Source organism: Paenibacillus sp. Root444D2 (genome assembly GCF_001426375.1).
Taxonomy (GTDB): domain Bacteria; phylum Bacillota; class Bacilli; order Paenibacillales; family NBRC-103111; genus Paenibacillus_E.
The window spans coordinates 1,224,981-1,248,939 of record NZ_LMEO01000045.1; the positions used below are offsets into that span (position 1 = coordinate 1,224,981).

The 23,959-nt window shown below is 45.0% G+C and carries 24 protein-coding genes and 1 other annotated feature; of the genes, 4 read left to right on the top strand and 20 right to left on the bottom strand.

Translation table 11 applies throughout. The features are described 5' to 3' along the window. Positions 1-108 precede the first annotated feature (108 nt). Together ASD40_RS26635 and ASD40_RS26640 are read left to right on the top strand one after the other, a co-directional pair. Positions 109-489: a TIGR04086 family membrane protein gene (locus ASD40_RS26635; protein WP_235549418.1), complete on the top strand. Its 381-nt coding sequence runs from the start codon at positions 109-111 to the stop codon at positions 487-489. 95 nt (positions 490-584) lie between these two features. Then, entirely contained in the window at positions 585-1,421 is an 837-nt protein-coding gene (locus ASD40_RS26640; protein ID WP_057306131.1) for a phosphatase PAP2 family protein, read from the top strand. A 69-nt stretch (positions 1,422-1,490) separates the two neighbouring features. Here the strand turns inward: ASD40_RS26640 and yajC are convergent, their stop codons facing one another. The 8 genes from yajC to ASD40_RS26680 form a co-directional block, all read right to left on the bottom strand. Beyond that, a complete protein-coding gene (gene yajC, locus ASD40_RS26645) occupies positions 1,491-1,799 on the bottom strand; it encodes a preprotein translocase subunit YajC (RefSeq protein WP_029196927.1) in 309 nt (102 codons plus the stop codon). A 15-nt stretch (positions 1,800-1,814) separates the two neighbouring features. After that, positions 1,815-2,954: a tRNA guanosine(34) transglycosylase Tgt gene (gene tgt, locus ASD40_RS26650; protein ID WP_057306132.1), complete on the bottom strand. Its 1,140-nt coding sequence runs from the start codon at positions 2,952-2,954 to the stop codon at positions 1,815-1,817. A gap of 42 nt (positions 2,955-2,996) precedes the next feature. Next, positions 2,997-4,082, bottom strand: coding sequence for a tRNA preQ1(34) S-adenosylmethionine ribosyltransferase-isomerase QueA (gene queA / locus ASD40_RS26655; protein ID WP_057306133.1), 1,086 nt, complete (start codon positions 4,080-4,082; stop codon positions 2,997-2,999). Between the two features lie 9 nt (positions 4,083-4,091). Then, positions 4,092-6,290 carry a SpoIID/LytB domain-containing protein gene (locus tag ASD40_RS26660; RefSeq protein WP_063870838.1) on the bottom strand — a complete coding sequence of 733 codons (2,199 nt, stop codon included), beginning with the start codon at positions 6,288-6,290 and terminating at the stop codon, positions 4,092-4,094. 782 nt (positions 6,291-7,072) lie between these two features. Beyond that, positions 7,073-8,080, bottom strand: coding sequence for a Holliday junction branch migration DNA helicase RuvB (ruvB, locus tag ASD40_RS26665; RefSeq protein ID WP_057306135.1), 1,008 nt, complete (start codon positions 8,078-8,080; stop codon positions 7,073-7,075). 117 nt (positions 8,081-8,197) lie between these two features. Further along, positions 8,198-8,827 (bottom strand): Holliday junction branch migration protein RuvA, encoded by a 630-nt coding sequence (ruvA, locus tag ASD40_RS26670; protein ID WP_057306136.1) that lies wholly within the window; start codon positions 8,825-8,827, stop codon positions 8,198-8,200. Next, positions 8,824-9,327: a crossover junction endodeoxyribonuclease RuvC gene (ruvC, locus tag ASD40_RS26675; RefSeq protein WP_057306137.1), complete on the bottom strand. Its 504-nt coding sequence runs from the start codon at positions 9,325-9,327 to the stop codon at positions 8,824-8,826. Before ruvC ends, ruvA begins: the two co-directional genes overlap by 4 nt. A 123-nt stretch (positions 9,328-9,450) precedes the next feature. Further along, complete coding sequence (locus ASD40_RS26680; protein ID WP_057306138.1) at positions 9,451-10,128, bottom strand: BofC C-terminal domain-containing protein; 678 nt, start codon at positions 10,126-10,128, stop codon at positions 9,451-9,453. Between the two features lie 561 nt (positions 10,129-10,689). Between ASD40_RS26680 and sigW the strand changes: the two genes are divergently transcribed. Continuing rightward, positions 10,690-11,301: an RNA polymerase sigma factor SigW gene (gene sigW, locus ASD40_RS26685; RefSeq protein WP_057306139.1), complete on the top strand. Its 612-nt coding sequence runs from the start codon at positions 10,690-10,692 to the stop codon at positions 11,299-11,301. Between the two features lie 72 nt (positions 11,302-11,373). Here the strand turns inward: sigW and ASD40_RS26690 are convergent, their stop codons facing one another. The 5 genes from ASD40_RS26690 to ASD40_RS26710 form a co-directional block, all read right to left on the bottom strand. Next, on the bottom strand, positions 11,374-12,684 hold the full coding sequence (locus ASD40_RS26690) for a LysM peptidoglycan-binding domain-containing protein (RefSeq protein ID WP_057306140.1): 1,311 nt from the start codon (positions 12,682-12,684) through the stop codon (positions 11,374-11,376). 228 nt (positions 12,685-12,912) lie between these two features. Then, a complete protein-coding gene (gene pheA / locus ASD40_RS26695) occupies positions 12,913-13,776 on the bottom strand; it encodes a prephenate dehydratase (RefSeq protein WP_057306141.1) in 864 nt (287 codons plus the stop codon). Then, positions 13,773-14,750 carry a homoserine kinase gene (gene thrB, locus ASD40_RS26700; RefSeq protein WP_057306142.1) on the bottom strand — a complete coding sequence of 326 codons (978 nt, stop codon included), beginning with the start codon at positions 14,748-14,750 and terminating at the stop codon, positions 13,773-13,775. Before thrB ends, pheA begins: the two co-directional genes overlap by 4 nt. Before the next feature lie 27 nt (positions 14,751-14,777). Beyond that, a complete protein-coding gene (locus ASD40_RS26705) occupies positions 14,778-16,064 on the bottom strand; it encodes a homoserine dehydrogenase (RefSeq protein ID WP_057306143.1) in 1,287 nt (428 codons plus the stop codon). A gap of 30 nt (positions 16,065-16,094) precedes the next feature. Then, the gene (locus ASD40_RS26710; RefSeq protein ID WP_082562464.1) at positions 16,095-16,577 is read right to left on the bottom strand and encodes an ACT domain-containing protein; all 483 of its coding nucleotides are present in this window, start codon (positions 16,575-16,577) and stop codon (positions 16,095-16,097) included. A gap of 167 nt (positions 16,578-16,744) precedes the next feature. Between ASD40_RS26710 and ASD40_RS26715 the strand changes: the two genes are divergently transcribed. Then, positions 16,745-17,254, top strand: coding sequence for an NUDIX domain-containing protein (locus tag ASD40_RS26715; protein ID WP_057306144.1), 510 nt, complete (start codon positions 16,745-16,747; stop codon positions 17,252-17,254). A 58-nt stretch (positions 17,255-17,312) separates the two neighbouring features. Here the strand turns inward: ASD40_RS26715 and ASD40_RS26720 are convergent, their stop codons facing one another. The 7 genes from ASD40_RS26720 to rplU form a co-directional block, all read right to left on the bottom strand. Next, a complete protein-coding gene (locus ASD40_RS26720) occupies positions 17,313-18,101 on the bottom strand; it encodes a C40 family peptidase (RefSeq protein ID WP_057306145.1) in 789 nt (262 codons plus the stop codon). A 233-nt stretch (positions 18,102-18,334) separates the two neighbouring features. After that, on the bottom strand, positions 18,335-19,408 hold the full coding sequence (locus tag ASD40_RS26725) for an anthranilate phosphoribosyltransferase (RefSeq protein ID WP_057306146.1): 1,074 nt from the start codon (positions 19,406-19,408) through the stop codon (positions 18,335-18,337). A 1,090-nt stretch (positions 19,409-20,498) separates the two neighbouring features. Beyond that, positions 20,499-21,800, bottom strand: a complete 1,302-nt coding sequence (gene obgE, locus ASD40_RS26730) for a GTPase ObgE (protein WP_057306147.1) — start codon at positions 21,798-21,800, stop codon at positions 20,499-20,501. Between the two features lie 52 nt (positions 21,801-21,852). After that, entirely contained in the window at positions 21,853-22,608 is a 756-nt protein-coding gene (locus ASD40_RS26735) for a Spo0B domain-containing protein (RefSeq protein ID WP_057306148.1), read from the bottom strand. A gap of 223 nt (positions 22,609-22,831) precedes the next feature. Then, positions 22,832-23,143: a 50S ribosomal protein L27 gene (rpmA, locus tag ASD40_RS26740; RefSeq protein WP_029194675.1), complete on the bottom strand. Its 312-nt coding sequence runs from the start codon at positions 23,141-23,143 to the stop codon at positions 22,832-22,834. 4 nt (positions 23,144-23,147) lie between these two features. Further along, the gene (locus ASD40_RS26745; RefSeq protein ID WP_029194674.1) at positions 23,148-23,501 is read right to left on the bottom strand and encodes a ribosomal-processing cysteine protease Prp; all 354 of its coding nucleotides are present in this window, start codon (positions 23,499-23,501) and stop codon (positions 23,148-23,150) included. Between the two features lie 11 nt (positions 23,502-23,512). Beyond that, the gene (gene rplU, locus ASD40_RS26750; protein WP_029194673.1) at positions 23,513-23,824 is read right to left on the bottom strand and encodes a 50S ribosomal protein L21; all 312 of its coding nucleotides are present in this window, start codon (positions 23,822-23,824) and stop codon (positions 23,513-23,515) included. Between the two features lie 12 nt (positions 23,825-23,836). Continuing rightward, positions 23,837-23,925 (bottom strand) — a sequence feature (ribosomal protein L21 leader region). Between the last annotated feature and the right edge of the window lie 34 nt (positions 23,926-23,959).

Below are 23,959 nucleotides of genomic sequence, written 5' to 3' on the forward strand. Positions count from 1 at the left end.
ATTATCCCCTTCCCTTTGAACAGTCTGTACTAATTCTATGTGCTTGGCCATACAATGATGTTAATGAAACGAACGAATATACGAAAGGATTGGTGGCCTGTGAACCCTATGAAAACGGTCAGTCAGGTTCGAATAACGTCTCCTTTATTTTCTGGACTTGTTTATTCATTAAGTATGATGACAATTGGAACAATAATGACGTCATTATTTCTTCTTTTAACCAGCACACAAGAAAGCTCTCTGCATATGTTAACTACGATTATTCATGCTGTTTCCCTATTTATTGGCGGCTGGGTTTCAGGCAAAAGAGCTGGAAACCGCGGCTGGTATCACGGGGGAATTGTAGGCTTTGTCTATTTTATCCTCATTTTTTTGGTTGGTTTTCTTGCTTTCGATGCAGGTTTGAATCTTCGATCCCTTCAATTACTTAGCATTCTATTCGTGTCAGGAGCATTGGGCGGAATACTTGGCGTTAACACGCAAAAATAAGACGTTTCCGTGAAGATATCACTTTCCCCCTTAGATTGTGGTATAATATCATAGTTATTGCCGCAAATAATTTCCAATATTAGGGGGAAAACACCATGAGCCCTTTTCATTCAATGACGCATGCAACGGTCTATATAGTTATCACTGTTTTAATTTTTCTGATCGCTGCGACACGTAAAAGTCCATTTAATATTGCCGGAAGCTTTGTTCAAGAAATATTTACTTCTCGTAAGTATCTCCTTCACTTTGCTGCACTGATTACCATCCTATTTTTTAATAAAGTTGAGATGTGGGTTGAAAAAGGGATCGATATCAGAACCGATTTCACCAAGTCGATCTATGGCATTGAAGGCAACTTTGTTTCATCCATTCAGCATTTTTTCCATAATGATACATTGACTTTAGTTAGCAGTTATTTTTATGTGGTCGTATTTCCTGCTGTAATGATAACATCGATTGCGCTTTATACGTACCAGAAAAATTATAGACTCTTTTACGCCATTTGCTACGCACTCATGTTCAACTATATGATCGCTATTCCATTCTATTTGTTTTTCCCAGTGAACGAAGTTTGGTCGTTTCATCCTAATGTTAAGCTTCTGATACTGGATGTGTTCCCAACCTTTGAACAAGATTATCGACCACTTTCCGGACTTGACAATTGTTTTCCAAGCTTACACACATCGATCTCAGTTTCGATGGCTGTAATTGCAGTGAAAAGCCGAAGTACGTTTTGGAAAATATTCGTGCCTTGCTCTTCCGCTTTCATCATCTTCACGATTTTTTATCTGGGCATCCACTGGTTATCTGACATGTGTGCCGGTGTTGTGCTTGGTGTCGTAGCAGCCAGAGTGGGCTTACGTATATCCGATGGCCGTCTTGTTCTTGGCGAGCAAGCTTTGCTAAAACGCTTAAAGAATAATGAACTATAATAACTTTTATATCTTTTAGAAAACGAAATAAAAAGCGAGAACCTGATTGAAGGATCTCGCTTTTTTATTTTATTCTTTTGCTGTAGTTTGAGAAACAGCATTGATCGCAGAACGATCAAATGTCATTTTCGTCGCATCGTTGACACGAAGTACACAAATGTCATCTGTGATCTCCATAATTGTTCCGTGAAGCCCGCCAATCGTAACGACCTTATCCCCTTTTTTCAATCCTCCAAGCATTTGATTACGTGTTTTCTGTCTTTTCTGCTGTGGACGAATAAGTAAGAAGTAAAGAACGACAAACATGAGCACTAAAGGTCCGTATGTATACAAATACCCAACTGCACCTGTATTCGCAGTGTCTGCTGATAGTAACATAGGTATCCTCCTTTCTTAAAATCCTCTTTCATTATCATTCAGCCCATAAGCGGCAAAGAATTCATCACGGAAATCAAGTAACCGATCTTCCTGGATGGCTCCTCTTACATCACGCATGAGCTGTAGTAGAAAGTGAAGGTTATGAATCGTAGTCAATCTGATTCCGAAGGTCTCATCTGCTTTAATTAAATGACGAATATAAGCCCGGCTATAGTTTGTACAGGTATAACAGGTACATTTGGGATCCAGCGGACCAAAGTCGGTCGCATGCTTAGCATTACGAATAACAAGCCGGCCTTCACTAGTCATACATGTCCCATTCCTGGCTATCCTTGTTGGCAGTACGCAATCGAACATATCGATACCTCGGATAGAGCCTTCAATTAGGGCATCAGGTGAACCTACGCCCATCAAATAGCGAGGTTTGTTCGCAGGCATAAGAGGTGTTGTGTAATCAAGTACTTCATACATCAAATGCTTAGGTTCTCCAACACTCAGTCCACCAATAGCATACCCCGGGAAATCCATGGAAGTCAACTGCTCGGCACTCAACCTCCGTAGATCTTCGTGCATGCCTCCTTGAATAATGGCGAACAATCCTTGATCATTTGGTCTGCTATGACTTTGCAAACAGCGCTCAGCCCAGCGCGTCGTACGCTCCAGTGATTTCTTCACATAATCGTACTCTGCCGGGAAAGGCGGACATTCGTCAAAAGCCATCATAATATCAGAACCAAGCGCATTCTGAATCTCCATTGCCTTCTCTGGGGAGAGAAACAGCTTGTCCCCATTCAAGTGGGATTTAAACTGTACGCCTTCTTCTGTAATCTTACGCATGTTACTTAGACTGAATACTTGAAACCCACCGCTGTCTGTTAAAATAGGTCGGTCCCAATTCATGAATTTGTGCAAACCGCCAGCGGCTTTCACTATATCATGACCCGGCCTGATGAAGAGATGATAAGTATTACTTAAAATAATATGAGCATCCATCGTTTTTAATTCTTCAGGGCTCATCGTCTTCACAGTCGCTTGTGTGCCAACTGGCATAAAGGCAGGTGTCTCAATGACACCGTGAGGGGTGTGAACGCGTCCAAGACGTGCTCCGGATTGTTTACATGTTTTGATTGGTTCGTAAGTAACTGCTGCTGCCAATACATCCACTTCCTATTCTAAGCGTCTTTCTGAGTACTGATCTTAGTAAATTAACATAGCATCTCCAAAACTAAAAAAGCGATATTGCTCTCGAACAGCTTCTTCATAAGCTTGCAACACATTCGTTCGCCCAGCCATTGCGCTTATGAGCATAAGCAGGGTTGACTTAGGTAAGTGGAAATTGGTTAACAAGGAATCCACCACACCAAACGTATACCCCGGATAAATAAAAATTGAAGTCCAGCCCTGTGAAGGCTGAATTACTAATTTTTCGTTAGCGTCGTCATCTGCATGCTTACGGCTCAAGCCCGCTGCCGTTTCTAACGTACGTGCAGATGTAGTCCCCACAGCAATCACACGCTTACCATTCATTTTGGTTTCGTTAATTAGTGCTGCCGTTTCAGCTGACAGCATGTAATACTCCTCGTGCATTTGGTGTTCTTCAATGGTGTCCACAGATACAGGACGGAATGTCCCAAGCCCGACATGTAAGGTGACAAATGCAAGACGAACACCCTTAGCTTGCAGTTTATCTAAGTAGGCTTCAGTAAAGTGCAGCCCTGCCGTTGGTGCTGCAGCTGAGCCTTCATGCTTTGCATATACGGTTTGATAGCGTTCCCGCTCTGACAACTGCTCCTTAATATAAGGAGGAAGCGGCATCTCGCCCAATCGGTCTAGAATCTCATTGAAAATGCCTGTATAACTAAATTGGAGCACACGACCACCCATATCTCCAACTTCCACAACCTCTGCCGTCAACAAAGGTTGTTCACCACTGGTTGAGTTGGCGTTCACACCGAAAACTGCCACGGCACCTATTTGCATGCGTTTCCCTGGCTTTACCAAGGCCTCCCAACGATCCTCACCCAGGGGCTTCAGGAGCAAAATCTCCACTTTGGCGCCGGTGTCTTTCTTCGCACCAAAAAGCCGTGCTGGAATGACTCGTGTGTCATTCATTACGAGTAAATCCCCGGCTTCTACATAATCAATTAGCTGTTCAAAAGTCCGGTGATGTATCTCACCTGATTCTTTGTTCAGCGTAAGCAGTCTAGACGCCGTGCGATCAAGCAGCGGCGTCTGGGCAATCAATGATTCAGGTAGTTCAAAATCGAAAGCTTGTACATCCATGTTGTGTATTCATTCCTTAGTTATGTTGACTCCAGCATAATAAGACTGAAGTATTTTCTTATAATCGTAACCTAATTCGGCATAGCCTCTTGCACCCCATTGAGACATGCCAAGTCCGTGTCCAAAGCCTGTTCCACGGAAAATGAACTGATTGCCTTGACCTGATGTTTGTGGATTAGAAGGAGTCACAGGGGTTACTTGCGAAGACGTCGGTTTCGACTGTCCCGCTGTGCCTAGAGCAGTTAAATCGGTTATCTTCAAGGCTGTAGGCTGTGATTGACCACCCGACAGCACATAGACCGAATCAGAGCCAGCGTTACTTGTCTCACTACTTCCTGCACCAGCAATCGCTAGGCCAATAGGATTTGGGGTATTACCAGTATAACTTCCTGCTTGTACAATTTCAAACCGGGTACTGGGTAATCCTCCGAGTGCCGCACGTAATGCATCGGGATAAGGCACCTTCACCACAACTCCGTTCGCTTTAAGTTCGGTCACCCTCCCCGAAGGTCCTCGCTTCGATATTTCAAGTGATTGCAGATCTCCGCTTACAACTACATTGGCAGCCGCTAATTTACTTTTGATCTCATTACTTGTGTAAGGACCTCTAATCCAAGAATAGGCATTCGATTCTTTTTCTTGGCCCAACACTAACACTTTCTCTTTATTGGAAAGCTGAGCGATCGAAGGATTAGCTGTATTATCTACATAAGGTGCTGTCCGGACATTTACACCTTGTTCCGTGGCCTCGTAGTAGGAAGCGCCCTCTTTACCCTTCTGACCAGTGTCTTTTAGATACATGCTGTGTACGTAGCCCATTCGACCATCGGTTAACTGAATGCGATACCAAATGGCCTTCCCTTTTTCAGCACCATCATCTGGACTTGGTACACTACGCAAATAAGCTAATGGATTCCCCCACACTTCAGAGGGATCCGCAGTCATCCCGCCTGAATTCGAAGAAAATACTGGTGAAATCAGTCCATTTTTATCTGATAATACTTCGTCTTTCGTCGCATCAACAGCTTGTATTCCCGCAGCAAATTCCTTTTGTATCCCAAAGTAAACCTGATCTAACGTTGTATCCGTAACTTGTGCTATCTCATACTTATTTCCCTGTTTGATTGCAAACGTACGGGCAGCTACAGCTTGTGCCTTCAACGCTTCAGTTGGCCAACCGGAACTAAGCTCAGAGCCTACGACAGCATATAAATATTGCTCCATCGGCACTTCATTCACCAAGGCTAACTTACCATGATATGTACTTATTTCCATGTCTCCGCGGTAACTGAGGTTAGCACGCTCCTTGATTGCAATTCCCTGACTCTTTGGATGGATTACCGTCTTTTGATCACCAGCTGCCGCGGCATAATGAAGCACCGAAGCGGAGCCATTCGAGGAAGCCGTCACATCCGACCTGCGAAGTAAATAGGATGATTTCGTATTCGCGGGTTGTAAAGGCAAGTTGGGAGCTGCGCGTAACGCCGCTTGTTTTACTGCTTCTAACTGTCCTGTAGTAGCTTCATTACCTACCCATACGCTATAGGTTAGTTTACCTGCTGCATCTTCTTGCAGCGCAATATCGGCCTCGAGTCCCGCTTGGTTAAACACAAGCAACTGCTGCAAAGCAGAAGCCTCATCAGCAAACGTACCCACATTCCAATGCAGTGGACCTTTAAATACAGGAAGAGCCGATTTCGTTAACGCCGAAACCGTTGTATCTTTAAGCGCCTGCGCCGCAGCGCCCTCGGCTTCTTCCTTAGAAGGGAAGCTGCCGTAATAAACTTGGTACACCGTTCTGCCTTGTTTCACTCTACTTAACACATAGCTATCTTCGGGCATCGCAGCTAATTTAGCATATAAGGCTTTGGCTGCTGTGTAGTCCACCGTTTCGAGCATAATTACGCTATACTGATCAATTGACAGTCGAATCGAAGCATCCGGAATCGAAGCCCACGGCTTAGCAGCAGTACCGGCTGAAGTACGTACAGCAATATCCAGTCCTCCAGATGCAGTAAGGGTAACTACAGGTTCTACTTTCTTATATTTGCTTGAATCTATCAAAAGTGCAACACGAATCTGATCCAAATGTTTGATCCCCTCAGCATTTGCATGGGGCACCAGCGCAGGGTATGTTCCAAAGGTCAAAGCGGCCGTCGTTATCAAAGCTATTCTCCTAGGGGTAAGCAGCTTATTTCTCCAATTCATTCGACACAATTTCCTTTCTTTCGCAGCATTCTACTAAATTAGACTCTAGAAATTGGAAGAAGTTTTGGTAGATAGAATATTTACATAGTCAAAAAAACATCATACATTCATTGCTGCATCACGTGTAACATTGCAAAATTAACAATAATTTCTCTAGTAAATTGTTTATTGATGCTGCTAAAGAGCCCATCCCTCGATACACCAGTGCTCTAAAAAGTTGATCTTGAGTCAATTTCATAAACCAAACTATCTTATGTATTTAAACTCCTATGTGAAAAAATCCTTCATCTAAAGCCTTAAAGGACTTCGGCTGTTGCAGAAAGTACAACATTGCTATCGAATTTCCCCCACTCTCATCCTCATGTTGCAAAACATACAACAATTTCTACTGAGAAGACTAAATGAACAGGTGCGGCCTTAGACTGTTGTACTTAGTACAACAATCGCTGAGTAAAACCATGTAAAGCACCGAAATTGTTGCAGAATGTACAATATAGCTATAATTTGCGCTCGGGCTTCAGAGACTCCTCTACACCTTCAACTTTGTAGAAGCAATCATGACGTCTATGACGGCACCCCCAAGAATGAAAATAATATGCTCCTCCGATGCAATGTCGTATAAAAGTGCAAAAAGCTTTCTTGTACAAGCAAAGGTCGACTAAAACAAAAAACATCTTGTACCGCTAAGCCCAACAGAAAAAAATACTTTCTAGCAGCGAACAACTTGACGGAAAACAAAAAAATCCTTTGCCCGCCTTCCGGCAGCGGCAAAAGATCATGAATTACCGTTGTTCCGGCACCGGTAAACCTAGATGATGATAGGCCTGAGGCGTTACCATCCGGCCTCTAGGGGTACGCTGCAAGAATCCAATTTGCAGCAAATAAGGCTCGTAGACGTCTTCGATCGTCTGACTCTCTTCGCCGATAGTGGCGGCAATCGTTTCGAGCCCTACCGGGCCGCCCTGGAAGCTCTGAATGATGGCGCGCAGCATCTTATGATCAATCTCATCAAGCCCAAGGTCATCGACCTGTAGGAGCTTGAGTGCCTCTCTGGCGATGTCCAGCATGATAATGCCATCGCCCTTCACTTGCGCGAAGTCGCGCACCCGCTTCAGCAAGCGGTTCGCGATTCGCGGTGTTCCCCGCGAGCGCATGCCGATCTCGCGCGCAGCTTCACCGACGATGCCGACCTGTAGGATGTCGGCCGTTCGGCTGACGATGTAGGTGAGCTCCTCCACCGTATAAAATTCCAGCCGACTGACGACCCCGAAACGGTCGCGCAGCGGCGCAGAAAGCAATCCGACGCGTGTCGTCGCGCCGATCAAGGTAAACGCCGGCAAGTCTAGACGCACCGAGCGTGCGCTCGGCCCCTTGCCGATGATAATATCAAGGGCAAAGTCCTCCATCGCCGGATACAACACCTCTTCCACCGTACGGTGGAGGCGGTGAATTTCGTCGATGAAGAGCACATCGCCCTCCTGCAAATTCGTCAGGATGGCAGCTAAATCGCCCGGCCGCTCGATCGCAGGGCCGGAGGTCGTTCTTATATTCACGCCAAGTTCGTTGGCGATGATGTTGGACAGTGTCGTTTTGCCGAGCCCAGGCGGCCCATACAGCAGCACATGATCTAGCGCTTCCTTACGCATCTTGGCAGCTTCAATATAGATCTTGAGGTTTTCCTTCGCCTGCTTCTGGCCGATATATTCGGCCAAATAACGAGGACGTAGGCTGTACTCAATCGTGTTGTCCTCCATCATTAAATTAGCCGATATAATCCGGTCATTGTCCATGTTGATCCTCCTAAGAGTTTTGCTTTTGCAAAACTAACTTCGTAAGCATTCACTGAGTTTTGCTTTAGCAAAACTAACTTCGTAAGCACTGGCTAAGTCATGCCCAATCCTCTTCAACTACATCGTATACAAAGCTTGCAGCGCAAGCTTCATCAGCACATCAACAGAATCCGACGGATTCGCTTTCGGCTTTACTTGCAACCATGCACGATCAGCTTCTGCTTCCGTGTAGCCAAGCGTCATCAACGCTTCCTTCGCTTCGCTCCAGGCATGACCGCCATCGGTCAGCTGCGCCGATCCGACCACGCTTAAAGCAACCGCAGCTTCCGGACTTGAGAAGCTTACCGAACCCAATTTGTCCTTCAGATCCAATATAATCCGCTGTGCTGTCTTCTTTCCGATGCCAGGGAGTTTTGTCAAGAACGCTAGATTCTCCTGGCTAATTGCTAGAATCACAGCTTCTGGTCTTCCGCCTGCAGCAAGAATGCCCAGTGCAACCTTTGGTCCAATACCCGTTACATCAAGCAATAAGCGGAACAAGGACTGCTCATCCCGTGACATAAAGCCGAATAGCAAATGAGCATCTTCACGCACATGATAATGAATGAACATCGTGACAGCTTCATCTTCCTTATGCGGCAGCGCATAGGGATTCGGACAAAATACACGATAACCCACCCCGTTTACATCCAGCACCGCATAGTCGCTCTCGCGTGCAGCAACTTTCCCTCTTAAGAAATCTATCATCTTTTCCTGACCTCATTTATCCTAGATTGCAAAGCAGAAGAATGGGCATGGCAAATAGCAATAGCAAGCGCGTCGGCCACATCATCAGGCTTAGGCACTTGGGACAGTTTTAGTAATATTTTGACCATTTCCTGTACTTGGTGTTTCTCCGCTTTCCCGTAGCCAACAACGGATTGTTTGACTTGAAGTGGAGTATATTCAGCAATCGACAACCCAGCCTGAACACCCGCAAGAATCATAACACCCCGCGCTTGTCCTACAGTAAATGCCGTCGTTACATTCCGATTAAAGAACAATTTCTCTATCGACATCGCGTCCGGTTTATATTTCTCTATTAATTGCGTCGTAGCATCATAGACATCTTTCAGCCTGATCCCAGGGTCCGTATGTGCTTCGGTCTGAATTGAACCATACTGCACAGGAATGAGCTTACTCCCGATCTTATCAATAAAGCCAAAACCAACAATCGCGATCCCCGGATCAATACCCAGAATACGCACTGCAATTCTCTCCCATCTTTAAAAAAGCGAACATATGTAGTCATTTCATTATAGCAGATAACAAAAAAAAGAGATAGACTCAGGAATCTCCCGATCTACCTCTTCATCTTACTATCACCTATCTTAAGGTCTTGTCATTGCCCGTTCAATCTCTTGGGGCGGCATGGCATAATCGCTGAAAGTTGATAATACGCTATTATACTCCTCCAAATCAGTGACTCGGATCCCTTCATGGAGCTGCTCCACCGTTTCGCGTGGAAGACTGCTTTCTAAATGCTTAATATTTAATTGAAAAAATGTTCGAATCACATTATCCTTGGCCGGCGTTCCATTAAATAGAGACAGATTGCTGCTGCCGTCGATGCCGAATACCGCCTTTTCCTTGCATTCCGGCGATAAATCATCGATATTTTCGGTAAAAGTGACCTCTCCATTCGCACCTATGCTCAGCAACCAATTAGGGTGCTTCATTTGCAATTCCAATAATTCTTGAGGGCTTTGCAGGCCCAACTGACTTCGCTCTTCGCCACAAACATATTTCTTAAGCAAATAGCCCTCTCTGCTATCCGTTATTCTTTTCAACATTGTCGTTGCTTCTTGAAGACGTTGATCGTCAACCGGTGTAAGACCAGCAAAGGTCGATCTAACCGCTTCAGGGCTATCACCAGCACTTAGACGGCTCCCAGTTGCATATAATATATAGCTAACCATAACCACGGTAAAGAACATTCCTAAAGTCAACCAACTTCTTTTCCAACGCAGCTTCCTTTTCAAATGCCTCAAAAGTTGCAGTACATTCACCGATATCCCCTTCTATTCTCGTTTTTCCGTATTGTTTCCATTTGCATGAGGCACTATACATCATTTACCATAGAGGGAGAGTATGAAACCAATCAAGACGGATGGTGAAGCCCAATCATGAACGGTAGGAAACGAATCAAACGTACAACACTCCTGATTATAGGAGTTGTCCTGTTATGGGGGGCAGTCGCCATTTGGAATGAAGTACAAAAAATTGAATCTGGTGTAACCTCACCGCGTTCAACCTCAGCCTCATATCCATCTCCATCTCAGAAAAGTCACCAAACATCCATGAATTCGGTAACAAATGGATATAAAATGAGCTCTCCCTAGCTTTATAATTTGACTGTAGCCACAGAAATGATATAGTCAGAAGTAGATGAAATATTCTCATACTTATCCAGGGAAACCGATATATATTTCAAAAGGCAAATGCTAAGCTTACGATACAAGTTTTCTTACGAAAACTATAAACGGAGAGACTTTGAGCAAGCTCAAAGATCCCAAAGCAGAGAGACTTTGAGCTACGCTCAAAGATTCCTATATTAGGAGGGGAACAGCATGAATGTGGCAGAACTTCAATTAATTCAATTATCCAGACGGGGCGACCGCAACGCTTTCGTGGAGCTAGTCGAGTTATACCGAAACAAAATACAGAAACTTGCATTTCGTATGCTGCATAACAGGCCTGATTCTGAGGACATTGTTCAGGAAACATTTATCCGTGTTTATTTGAACTTAAACCACTTTGATGAAAGTCAGAACTTCTCTACTTGGATTTATCGAATTGGTAAAAATGTCGCCATTGACTTGCTGCGTAAAAAAAGACCTGTTCAATCCTTAGATGCCGAGCTGAACGATTATGACGATGATTACAGCTATTACAGTAAGCTTGCAAGCCAAGATCAGTCGCCTGAGCACGTAGTTCTCCAAACAGAAGTTCAAGAGCATATGCATACATCCATTAATAAATTAGCTGACAAATATAGAAGTATCATTACACTATATTATCTGGAAGAGCTCTCTCTTCAGGAAATAAGTGAAAAACTGAACCTACCGATTACTACAGTGAAAACTCGTTTACACCGCGGGCGTGAATTGCTTCGCAAAAAATGGGGCATGAATTTCGTTGTCGGTTTAATGACTTTTTTCACATTGGGTATGATCGCCTAATCCATAGCATAACGAAACTAAGAAGCCTCCTATTCCACAAATCCTGTGGTTTAGGAGGCTTCTTGTTCATTCTCAGAAGTTAATCCAAGGTGCGTTTTGCTTGGCGTCCTGCTTTTCAGAAGCTCTTTGTTGACGTTTCAAGAAAGCATTAAGTGCTGCTGTACCTGACAATTTCACTTTTTTTGAAGAATTGCTGCTTGACCTATTTGCCTTCTTATCATTACGGATGTCAATTTCAACAATTTCTTCTGTATCGGTTTCTTTCGCTAGCTCATGCGTGTGGACCTGTGGCATAATAGGCGACTCATAAGGAGCTTGATAATGAGCTCCAGCATAAGGAATCCCATAAGGAGCTTGCTGGTAATCATATGGATTATGTCCAGTCTGCTGCATGCCATAAGGAGCCTGCTGGTAGTCAAACGGATTATGTGCTGTTTGTAGCATATCATAGGGTGAAGCTGGAGGATATATCCCAGGAACTGTTGGAAAGCCATGCTGATAACCATCCCATGGACTTTCTACTGTTCCGGTTGGATAACCAGCCGGGAATGTCGTCCAAGGCTGTTCGATCATCGATTGGCCTCCGCAGCCACAGCCATCTTGACTCATTGGATAGGAGGTTGGCTCTGCATGATACGGAAATTGCTCATATTGTGACTGCTGATACGGTGAAAACTCCGGATAAGTTGGCACCTCTTGCTGCTCGGAACCTGGATAGGCAAATACCTCAGTCGCTTTAATGTGAAACTGCTGGAAGGGGTGGACCGCTTGCTGCTCGTAGGGTGCATGGAGACCTATAACCCCAGGCTCAGGCGCAGGAATGACTGGCTCAGTGGGCATCGGCGAAGGTACAAACGGTTGCTCAGCTAACGGCATCGATTCTACATACGGCGCAGGCGGCGCTTGGCTTATCGGCTCTTCTGCAATCGGCATAAATGGTTGCTGATACGATTCTGCAACATCCCATGGCTGAGCTGATGGGACTTGCGCAAATGGTTCTGTCGATGGTTTAGACGTCGATAACGGCTTAATTCCTACGTGCTCATGATGCATCTTGGGCACATAAACAATTTCACCAGTCATAAGTACATTGGGATTCTTCAGATGAGGATTTGCTTTAATCATATCTTGAAGGGGTACATCCCAAGCCTTACCAAGCTTCCATAAGCTATCACCCTGCTCCACAACGTGTTTATAAACGTAATCTGAAGCAGGCGGATCAACTGGCTTCGGCTTGGAAGGTATTTTCACCTTCATCCCGATGTCAAGATGATCCGGTTGTGCAATTTGCGGATTAAGTGCGATGACTTCGTCCAACGTGGTTTGATATTTTTTTGCAAGCTCGTACAGGGTATCGCCCTTTTTGACAATGTGGATTTTCAACACCATACCTCCTTAGAGTTTTCGTTAGAAAACTTACTTCGTAAGCATAAACTCGAGTTTCGTTAAAAAAACTGCTTGGTAAGCATAATCTCGAGTTCTCGCAAGAAAACTTGCTTCGTAAGCATTCGCTTAGTCACAATGATATTACAGTTTATGCAGGTTCCTAGGCTTTTGCCCCTTTTGGACAAAAAAAATCCCTCGCGTAATGAACGCAAGGGAAGAACGGTATTAACTCGTGTATGAATAACTCGGATAACAACCCAAAATTCGAACCTGACAACCAATCGCTTCAATTTCTTGAATGGCAGATGGCAGGAGAACGGAATCCAGGGAACCAGCAATATCGATATAGAAATAATAAGTACCGAGTTTCTTCTTCGTCGGCTTGGATTCAATCTTCGAAAGATTAATTCTGCGCCAAGCGAAGGCAGAGAGCACCTGATGCAGGGCACCTGGGTAATCTTCAGGCAGTGTGACAAGAATAGTTGTTTTCATGTCTTCCGAGGACTTTAGTTCTGACGCTTCGGTACCAACCAGCAAAAACCGGGTCATATTGTCTTTATGATCCTGTATTTCTCTTCGCAGCATAGGAACACCATAGTTTGTAGATGCAATAGCCGTTCCGATAGCAGCCACGGTATGGTCCTGCAGCGTTGATACTATTCGTACTCCCTCTGCCGTGGAGCTTACTTGCTCAAACTCTGCCTCGCTCAAATACTGTTTCATAAATCTACTGCACTGTGCAGGAACGACCTGATGAGATAATACCTTGCGAATATGTCCATATGGATTCGAAGCTTCCACTTGTCCGTCAGGATTCGGAAACCCTATGAGATTCATATCAATGGGAAAAACCCACTCCGCCCGAATGGGCAGATCAACCTCGTGAACGAGCCAGTCGACATGTAAATGAACGGATCCTTCAAGTGTGTTTTCAATGGGAATGACCCCTAAATCCGTTTCCCCTGACGCTGTCGCATTGAACACTTCAGAAATTAGCTTGTATGAAACGTAAGTAAAGTCTTCACCCAAAAAATGACGGGTGGCTTCTTCCGAAAAGGTACTCGGTCCTAAGATGGCAACCCGCTTCATGCAAGAACCTCCCCTTCAACGAAGGATAACAGATCCCCGTCACCTTCTTGCAGCAGAACTGCCGCCACACCTTCTCCGCTCGGCTTTAACCATAGCGTCTGCGCTTCAATTCCTTCCTTAGCAAGCGTGTCCTTCAGGAATGCCTCGAGTTCCTCTTTCTGGCCGCTTCTTGCATCCACTAACGCAAGCATCGTCGGTCCAGCTCCGCTGAGTGCAACCCCTAACGCACCATGGTTCTCCGCTTGCTCAAGCAGCGTCTTCATGCCCGGAATGAGCTCTGCACGGTAAGGCTGATGTAGCGCATCCTTCATGGCATGACGGATCATCCCCAGGTTGCAGGTAGCTAGCGCGGCAACAAGTAAGGAGGAATGGCTGAGGTTGAACACCGCATCCTTCATGGGTACTTGCTTCGGCATGACGCTTCTCGCCTTCTCTGTAGCAAGCTGGAACGCTGGTATCGCCACCAGCACTTCCAAATTAGCGTCCGGCTCTATTCGAATAGATTCGGCTTTCTCGCCGTCCCAGAACGCAACCACGATCCCGCCGAACAAGCTGGCCCCGACATTGTCCGGGTGCTTCTCCAGGCGGCTAGCGATTTGGAACAGCTCATATTGCGTGAGCTTGTTCCCGATTAGGGCATTGGCGCCGGCAAGCGCACCAACAATGGCTGACGCGCTGCTGCCTAGACCGCGTGTGAGTGGAATATCGCTATACATGGAAATATCCAGTTCAGGGTGAGAAACGTCCGCTTGTTCAAATACCATTTGCGCGACTTTATAAATTAAATTGGACTTGTCCGTTGGAATTCCGTTCATCTGATCGCCGATCAAGCGAATCGTCGTTTCATTCGAGATTGCCATGTCAATCCAGGCATATAAGTTCAAGGCCATCCCCAGTGAGTCAAAGCCAGGACCTAAGTTTGCCGTGCTTGCCGGCACTTTCACTCTTACCTTTTGCACTGCCTTATAACTCATTTCGAAATTGCGCCTCTTTTCAATAATTTAGCCTTCTACGCGATAAACGCTTTTGATGGCGTGAATAACATCCATGGATTCGAATTGTCTCAGCACATTTTTCATACTGGCTTGGTTCGCATCATGCGTGATAATAATAATTTCAGCCTTCGGATTGGATTGGTTCGGGTGCTGGAACACAGACTCCAAACTAACTTCGTGCTGAGCGAAAATTTGCGTAATTTGTGCAAGTACACCCGCTTTATCTTCAACGTGCAGAAGAATAAAGTTTTTGGAAGCAATCTGTTCGTCCGTCTTCAGCTTCATTTCTTTGTAAGGCGCCAGCACCGTACGTCCATTCACACCCAGCCTCAAGTTGCGTACAACAGCAACCAAATCTGCTACGACAGATGTTGCCGTCGGCAGCTCGCCTGCTCCAGCACCGTAGAACATCGTTTCACCTACTGCTTCGCCTGTTACATACACAGCATTGAACACACCATTTACGGAAGCAAGCGGATGCGAGTTTTTCACCATAGTAGGTTGTACACTCACAGAGATATGACCATCATGATTTTCAGCAATTCCAAGCAGCTTCACTTCGTAGCCTAATTTTTTGCCGTATTGAATATCTTCTTTGGATACCTTCGAAATGCCTTTTACTTCAACATCACTAAGAGCAACATTGGCATGGAAGCCAAGTGTCGATAAAATGGTCATTTTACGAGCGGCATCCAGCCCCTCAACATCAGATGTTGGATCTGCTTCTGCGTAGCCAAGATCCTGTGCTTCTTTCAAGACATCGGCATATGCAGCGCCTTCTTGACTCATTTTAGTCAAAATGTAATTGGTTGTACCGTTCACAATGCCCATAATCTTCGTAATACGGTCAGAGGAGAAGCCCTCTACGAGTGCACGAATGATCGGAATACCGCCGGCAACACTAGCTTCATAAAATACATCGCAGCCGTGTTCAGCTGCTTTTGCCAAGATTTCAGCGCCATGCATGGCCATAAGATCCTTATTCGCTGTCACGATGTGCTTGCCATTGCCTAGCGCAGTTAAAATATGCTCTTTGGTTGCTGCAACTCCGCCCATAACTTCAACGACAACATCAATCTCACTATCACTAATAACGTCCCATACTTGTTCCGTCAGTTTATTTGCATCCACGGAAATGTTGCGAAGCTTTGATTTATCTTGTACTAAAATTTTTGAGATTTCAATGGACGAGCCTGTTTGACGCTGCAAATCCTCTTGATGTCCTTCGATAATGCGGACTACACCTGTTCCTACTGTACCTAATCCGAGCAAACCAACCTTGATGGGTTTCATGTATGTTACCTCCTGAATATTTTTTCTATCTTAACTGCCTTGACCGATGACCATGGCACGCTTGACCCCTTCTTGCGCTTGAAGTCGATTAAGCATTTGACGAATCTCTTCCCCCATCGAGGAAGTCTCTACCGAAATGACGACATTCGCCATACCTTGCAGAGGAATTGTTTGATGTATCGTTAATACATTCCCATCCAAATTAGCAATGAGAGCCAGTACACGAGACAGAATCCCGGACCGATGCTCTAAATCCATAGATATTGTGATGATGCGCTCTCGTTCCAGTTTGCTGAGAGGGTGAATACCATCCTTATACTTATAGAAAGCGCTGCGGCTGAGTCCGACTTGTTCAACGGCATCGTGGATCGTTTTCACTTCACCCCGTGCAAGCAGCTCCTTAGCCTGAGCTGTCTTGAGTACTCCTTCTGGCAAAATATCTTCCCGGACTAAGTAGTACCTCTCAGGACCGGTGTGCTTGATCGTTTGTAAAAAATCTTTGCTTTCCGGCACTTCACCATCGTCCTCTCTGGAAAGACCAATGTTCCTCTATAGAGGACATTATATCGAATCATACGGATTGAAGCAATAGGCAATTCACATCTTAATTTTTCATCTTTTGCAGCACCTTACTTCACTATGATAAGCTGATAGTACTAGATTAGAAAGGGATTGCCTCCATGATTACATTACGCATGATGTCTACGGCTCTCCTCTGGAACAGCCAGAACGAATTACTAATGATGAAACGCTCCTTAACGCGTTCGCTGTCGCCAGGTTTATGGGCTGCTATTGGCGGTCACCTGGAGCCGAGTGAATTAAATAATCCGCGTGCAGCCTGCTTGCGCGAAGTGTGGGAGGAGACTGGCATTGAGCATGATGAAATCCAAGGGCTGCGCATGCAGTATGTTTTACTTCGATTAAATGGACAAGAAGTTCGCCAGCAATTTTTCTATATCGGAACGACTGATGTGAACCCGCGGATCGTCACACCCGAAGGGGATCTACATTGGATTCCTAAAGAACAGGTGCTGGAGCGCCCAATCCCTTTTATTTTTCGTTGCTTGCTTGAACATTATTTCAGCGTAGGCCTCACCGAGCACCCTTGGGTAGGCTCAGCAGGAATTCAACTGGACACAGGTGAACCTACTATTCACTGGAACCCATTAGTAGATCCCCTGCAGACTTAATGAGAATAGCAAAAAAGGCAGACTCGATTGCTCGAGTTCTGCCTTTTTGAACTGCTAATTATAACGCGCTGCCTCCGAATAAGAAACGATACTCCCAGTGGCGATTTTCGATTGAATCAATCCGAACACCACCGCTGTCATTGGAGTATGTCGACAAAATTTGTCCATTTCCTAAGTAAATAGCCACGTGCGTAATGGTCTGAGTTGACTTATTAATACCGCTGTAATTCGATTTGCTTGTCCCTTTGTAAGACATGAAGAACATGAGATCGCCAGCTTTCAGATCGTGCCAATTTGTTTTGGCATGCCCGAGAGATTTCACATAACTCCCCTGGCCTCTAGAGTCACTTGGCAGCTTCTTTCCAATACCATCCAAGAAAGCTTGACGGACAAAGTCAGAGCAATCAAACGTTCTTGTATTATCACGACTTGATCCATATTCATAGGGTGTGCCTAGATACTTTTTCCCCGCAGCAATAATTTTTTGAACATTTGCACTTGTTGAAGCTCCAGAACCGCTGCCGGAACCGCCATTCGTGTTGGAATTTCCAGGCGATGTAACACCCGATGCTTTTATGTATTTGGCGCTTGTGCTTATGTAACCCTCACGGCCATCAGAAGCTCTCACTTTGTACCACCAACTGTTCACTTTGGACAGGATGGTAACCTTCTCGCCTTCCTTCAAGTACCGGATACGCGTAGAATTCTCATTCGCACTTTGGCGAAGACTGACACTGTTAATAATTTGACCTGTTGATGCAGCCGAAGCTTCTTTAGGTAAAGGAATTGTCACAGCGCCAAAGATAAGGGCTGGAGCAAGTACGAGGGTCAGTAGTTGTTTTTTCATGATGTTGGCCTCCTAGCATTTTATGTTGCAGAACGAGCATCATTCGCCTCTTCTTCCGTTTCGCCAGACTACGTGGCTTCGAAAGTAGTTGTCCTTCATATTTATTCGTAATATAGGCCTCCTTTTTGGGGGGTAAGATCACAATTAATTGGAAACATACCTCTAATTCCTCTGGTAGATGGAAACAAAAAAAGCCTTCCTTAGCTGATACATTACAGCATTTAGGAAGACCTTTATCCAATTTTGGCGGAGGAATCATGGATTTTCGAATGATCTTGAAGCATAAAGTGATGACTCTGATCCACCCAACGCTGCATAACTTTGTGGGCTTCTTTCCTTTGCAGCAGCGATTCCGCTAGTTGAAAACCTTCTTCATAACTCCCCACTTTATCAAACCACGTCAACCGAAGTCCCGCATTAAAAATGACATGATCACGTTCCCGCTTCAATTCCTCTGAATCTTCTCCAGCAATAATGCGCCGCACCATGGCAACCTGATCTTCTTTACTTAAAGGCAGCAGGGGCTCACTCAGAAAGCCGAATTTCTGCGGTTCAACCACTCGCGACTCATCTCCCCAAGGGGTCACGATCCTTATTGTACTGTTCTGGTAGATCGGCAAATCCTCGGATCCTTCTATCCCATTGATAATATATACATTTTGAAAGCCAGATCGGATAGATATGGGAATCAGAGATTCCATTGCTTTTCGCTGATTGACTCCTATAATCATATTCATTGAACGTACGGGATTTATAACTCTCTCAACGGTATTCATCACAGTTCGCAATCCTAACTGCTCGCGAACCTGTTTCAGCTTCCCAAGCGGCGGACAAAGCTGTTCGGTATGAAGAAATCCAATATGCAGGTGAAACAACATCGTTTCCCATGCTTTCACTGATAAATCTATCGCAACGCCGAAGCTTTCTAATAGTTCTTTCATTGCGGTTCCCTGTCTCGGCGGAAGTGAATCACCTCCATGCAGTACCTGGGAGAAACCCACTGAAGCAAGCAGGAGGCTAACTGGCAGTGTAATGGGAAAATATTGCCGGCCTTCCGTTGGTCCCGCACAATTGAGTGAATCCGCAAAAGTATGGTAATTCAAAGAGTAGCTGCGGAAAACATCAATGAATGCCATCAACTCTTCGTCAGCTTCCCCTTTCATACACAGTGCCATTAAGAAAGCTGCGCATTGAGCTTCTGTCGAATCTCCTCTGGCCATCTCATGTGCGGCTTCTACAGCTTCATCATAAGATAAATCACGTGATCCTTGCATACCAGTTCCCATCGCTTGAATCCATCTTTTCATCAAAATTCCTCCTTCCTTATATCGATACACTCCATAGATACACTTTATAGATACACTTCATATACACTTCATAGATACACTTCATGGATACACTTCATGAAATGTTATATTTTTTAACATTAAATTATGTTAATTAATAAAATCGTAATCTTTTTCTTTGTTCGTGTCAAGTTTCATGACATTAATCCGCGTTTTAACGTTAAAAGAACGGTTTGCGCCGTCCTCGAGTGATAGTATTTATAAAAGTTGATGCAAAGTAAGCTACAACGCGTGAGACGTATATGCTTTAGCATTAACTTGCTAATACAGGTGTCGTTGTACTTTGTACAACATTGAGCAGGATAATCCGCGTTAGCCCCAGAGGTATGAATAATTAATCGCTTTCTCATCCGTGTAATGTTGTACTGCGGAGACTGTCAATTCATGCATTATGCCAGCTAACCACTGATAGGCATGACTCCAAAATTTGATTCTAAAGTCTTTTTTGCAGCTTAGTGAGGGAAGATTCGGCTATTGTAGATGCCAATGTTGTATTATCGAGACCGTCGATTTATTCATCTAATCTTGCTCTGCATGGAGGTGTCTTAGTTCGTGTTCAATCGTCAACTAGGCTCAATTGAGGTTGCTAGATGAATGAATTCATGTTCGCGGTTGAATGATGTTGTACAAACTGCAACAATTACTACCTAAATCTCACCTTTTTCCATTAGTTGTTGCATCATGTACAACAATTTGGTCCTATACAGGCCATTTCTCAAACAAATGAGCTAAAATGTTGTACAAACTGCAACTTCAAGTTGCAAAATAGCCTTTGGGCTTGTAAATTGTTGTAGATATTACAACACTGCTAATCACAATAGCCCAGCTCCCCTCATAAAAGCTAATGACTCTAAAATCAGATTTTGGAGTTTTGAATACCAGTTGTGAGAGACATAATGAATCAATCGAAAGCCTTGTACAACATGCAACATCCTGGGCTTTTCAAGAAGAAACCGCGGAAATTGTTGTACACTGTTCAACTCGAGTATCTAATCTCCAACTTCTTAAACGCAAAAAAACACTCATCCTTAGGATAAGTGTTTCTATCGTTCTAATGCTTCTCATCAAATTCGAAGTCAAAATCACCAATTTGGATCGTCTGCCCATGGACGGCTCCACGTTTACGCAATTCGTCATCGATCCCGATATTACGCAAAATACGAGCAAAACGAGCGACGCCGTCCTGTGTACTGAAGTTCGTTCGTTTGATCAATTTCTCAATCGACGGACTTTCAACAATGAATACATCGTTCTCACGACGAATCGTGTAATCATTCTCCTCGCGTTTCTCGAAGCGATACACTTTACGCTCTTCTTTATCAGCTACACCCTCTACTTCAGGAGCATTCGGGATACTTTCTACAATGTCTGAGATCTTGTAGAGAAGCTCCTGCACACCGCCTCGTGTCAAAGCAGAGATCGGGTAAACCTCAAACTCTTTGCCATCAGCGGCCATCTGCTCCTTGAATAAAGCCAGATTGTCCTCTGATTCTGGCATGTCCATCTTATTGGCAACAACAATTTGCGGACGCTGTTCCAACTTAGCATTATAGAGCTTAATTTCCTCATTAATCTTGAGGAAATCTTCATAAGGATCGCGGCCGTCTGCAGCAGACATGTCCACGACATGCACAATCACTCGCGTCCGTTCTACGTGGCGCAAGAACTCATGACCGAGTCCCACACCCTCGTGTGCCCCTTCAATAAGACCGGGAAGGTCCGCCATGACGAAGCTGCGTCCATCACCAACATCCACAACCCCGAGGTTCGGGGTAAGGGTTGTAAAGTGATACGCCGCAATTTTCGGCTTCGCGGCAGAGACAACCGACAATAGCGTGGATTTCCCAACGCTTGGGAAGCCTACTAAGCCGACGTCGGCCATGACCTTCATCTCCAGCACAACCCAACGCTCCACGCCCTCCTCGCCGTTCTCAGCAATTTCTGGTGCTGTTACGCGTGCTGTTGCGAAGCGTGTGTTGCCTCGGCCTCCTCGACCGCCTTTGGCCACAACCACCTCTTGTCCATGACGCGTCAAGTCGGCGATAACCTCCCCAGTGTCATCATCGATGATGGTTGTCCCCGGCGGGATGCGTACAACCATATCCTCTGCGTTAGCACCATGCATCGACTTGTTGCGGCCCTTCTCGCCGCGCTCCGCTTTAAAGTGCTTCTGATAGCGGAAATCCATCAATGTCCGCAGACCTTCGTCTACACGGAATATAACGTCGCCGCCATTTCCTCCGTCGCCACCTGCAGGTCCGCCCTCTGGTACATATTTCTCACGGCGGAAAGCAACTAAACCGTCGCCACCGTCGCCACCTTTAACAAATATCTTCGCTTTATCAACAAACATTTCTACACCTCAACTAAGGAGAGACTCTGGTCTTGGACCAAAGATCCCTTTATTATGTAAGAAACGGTAACCGCAATGTGATGACCGCTTCTTCCTCTTGCCATTCACTCTGCTCCAGCGAAAAAGAATTCACTTTCGAAAGCAGGGTTTCCTTCACAGCTTTTTCAAGTTGCTCCCGGTTATAGGGGCCTTGATATACAAAATCAAGCAGTAAGCCATCTTCTTGAACATCAAATTCCAAGCTGAGTGTACCGCTTTCACCGTCACTTGCCGCAGCATGCTCCTGAACGCATTCCACGGTTTGACGTACCAATCTTTCGATAAGGCCGTCATGCAGAGGAAGTTGTCCAAGATTGATTTCTTGATCTAATTCAACTTCCAGCTCTAATGACTTTGACTGGACGCGAAAAAGCAGCAAGAAAGCAATTAACGATGGAACACCTAACTTGGAGAGATTACTTTCCTGCTGCATAGTCATTTTTATTTTTTCCATATAAGGCTGTAAATTATCAAACTTCTTTAACTGAATATAACCAAACAAAATTTGGGTATCGTTCATCCAATCGTGACGTAAGCGATTTATGACCTGAATTAACTTCTGTTGAGACTGTTGTTCCTGTTGGCGGAGCTCTTGGCTCCTCTTTTCTTCCAATCTACTCGCTTCCAACTTGAAGGCGGTATAACCGCTAAAGACTATGATCAGTAGTAAAGCACCCCTGACAATCCAAGGTTCCACAAACATCATTCCCGTCAAACCTATAAGCACAAGTGCCAATAAATAAACTTGCGTGCTGCCTGCTTGCTTCATTTCCCGTTCGCTCCGTTCTCCCTGCTTTGTAGCCGTTCATCCAGTATATCATGATTTACTAGCAAACTTCACCAAACAAATGAGAAAACCTCTGCCCTCGGCCATTCAAGATGAGTGACCGCGTTCTTAGATGAGAGACTTTGGTCTTCGACCAAAGATCCCTATATTGTTTCGTAGTAGAAAAAAATCCCTGGGCGGGCTTATCGCTCGCCAGGGATTCATATTACGCTTCTAAAGCTGCAGCCACAGGAGCTACATCAACTGGGTATACGCTCACTTTTTTGCGATCGCGGCCCCAACGTTCGAACTTCACTACGCCTTGTACCAAAGCGAAAAGTGTATCATCCGAACCGATGCCTACGTTCGTTCCTGGGTGAATTTTCGTACCGCGTTGGCGGTAGAGAATGCTTCCAGCAGTAACGGTTTGACCGTCAGCACGTTTAGCGCCAAGGCGCTTAGAGTGTGAGTCACGTCCGTTCTTTGTGGAACCCACCCCTTTTTTGGAAGCGAAAAACTGGAGATCCAATTTCAACATGGTGTTATCCTCCTTTGTGATAGATTGTTTCAATCGTTATATAGTCACCGTAATTATCTGCAATGGTTTGTAGCATGACGACCATCGATTCTAGAATCAATTGGACCTTATTCCATGTCTCCGGAACAGATCGTGTACTTTCTGGAATTGTAACATCCATCAAGCCTCGTTCCATCTCGTGAATGGGAATCACGCCTGTCAGCGATTCAATCGAATTATAAGTACCAAACGTTACCGCTGATACTGCAGCGCAGACTAGGTCTTTGCCAGGTACGTCATATTCAGCATGGCCTTCCACTACAAAAGATGAGATCTGAGGTGAATCCGGTGCAAGACGCTCTATGGTCACATAGATCATAAGGCTGCCTCTTACGCTTGGATTTTCTCAACTACTACTCTTGTGTACGGTTGACGATGACCTTGCTTTTTGTGATAGTTCTTTTTCGGCTTGTACTTATAAACGATGACTTTAGCGCCTTTGCCGTGTTTCTCCACTTTCGCGGAAACTGAAGCACCTGCAACCAATGGAGCACCTACTACTAAGCCACTCTCTTTGGAAACCAAGAACACACGATCAAAAGAAACAACTTCACCTTCAGCTGCGTTCAATTTTTCGATGTAAAGAACATCGCCTTCTTGAACTTTGTACTGTTTACCACCTGTTTCAATAATTGCGTACATTTTCATTACCTCCTCATGTCTCAGACTCGCCTTGTCCAGGTGACGGTTAGGATAAAATCCAAATCCGTGCTTAGACCCGATTCGTGCGGTTACAGCATGCCTAAACAACACACTCCGAGTATTATATCACAGAAA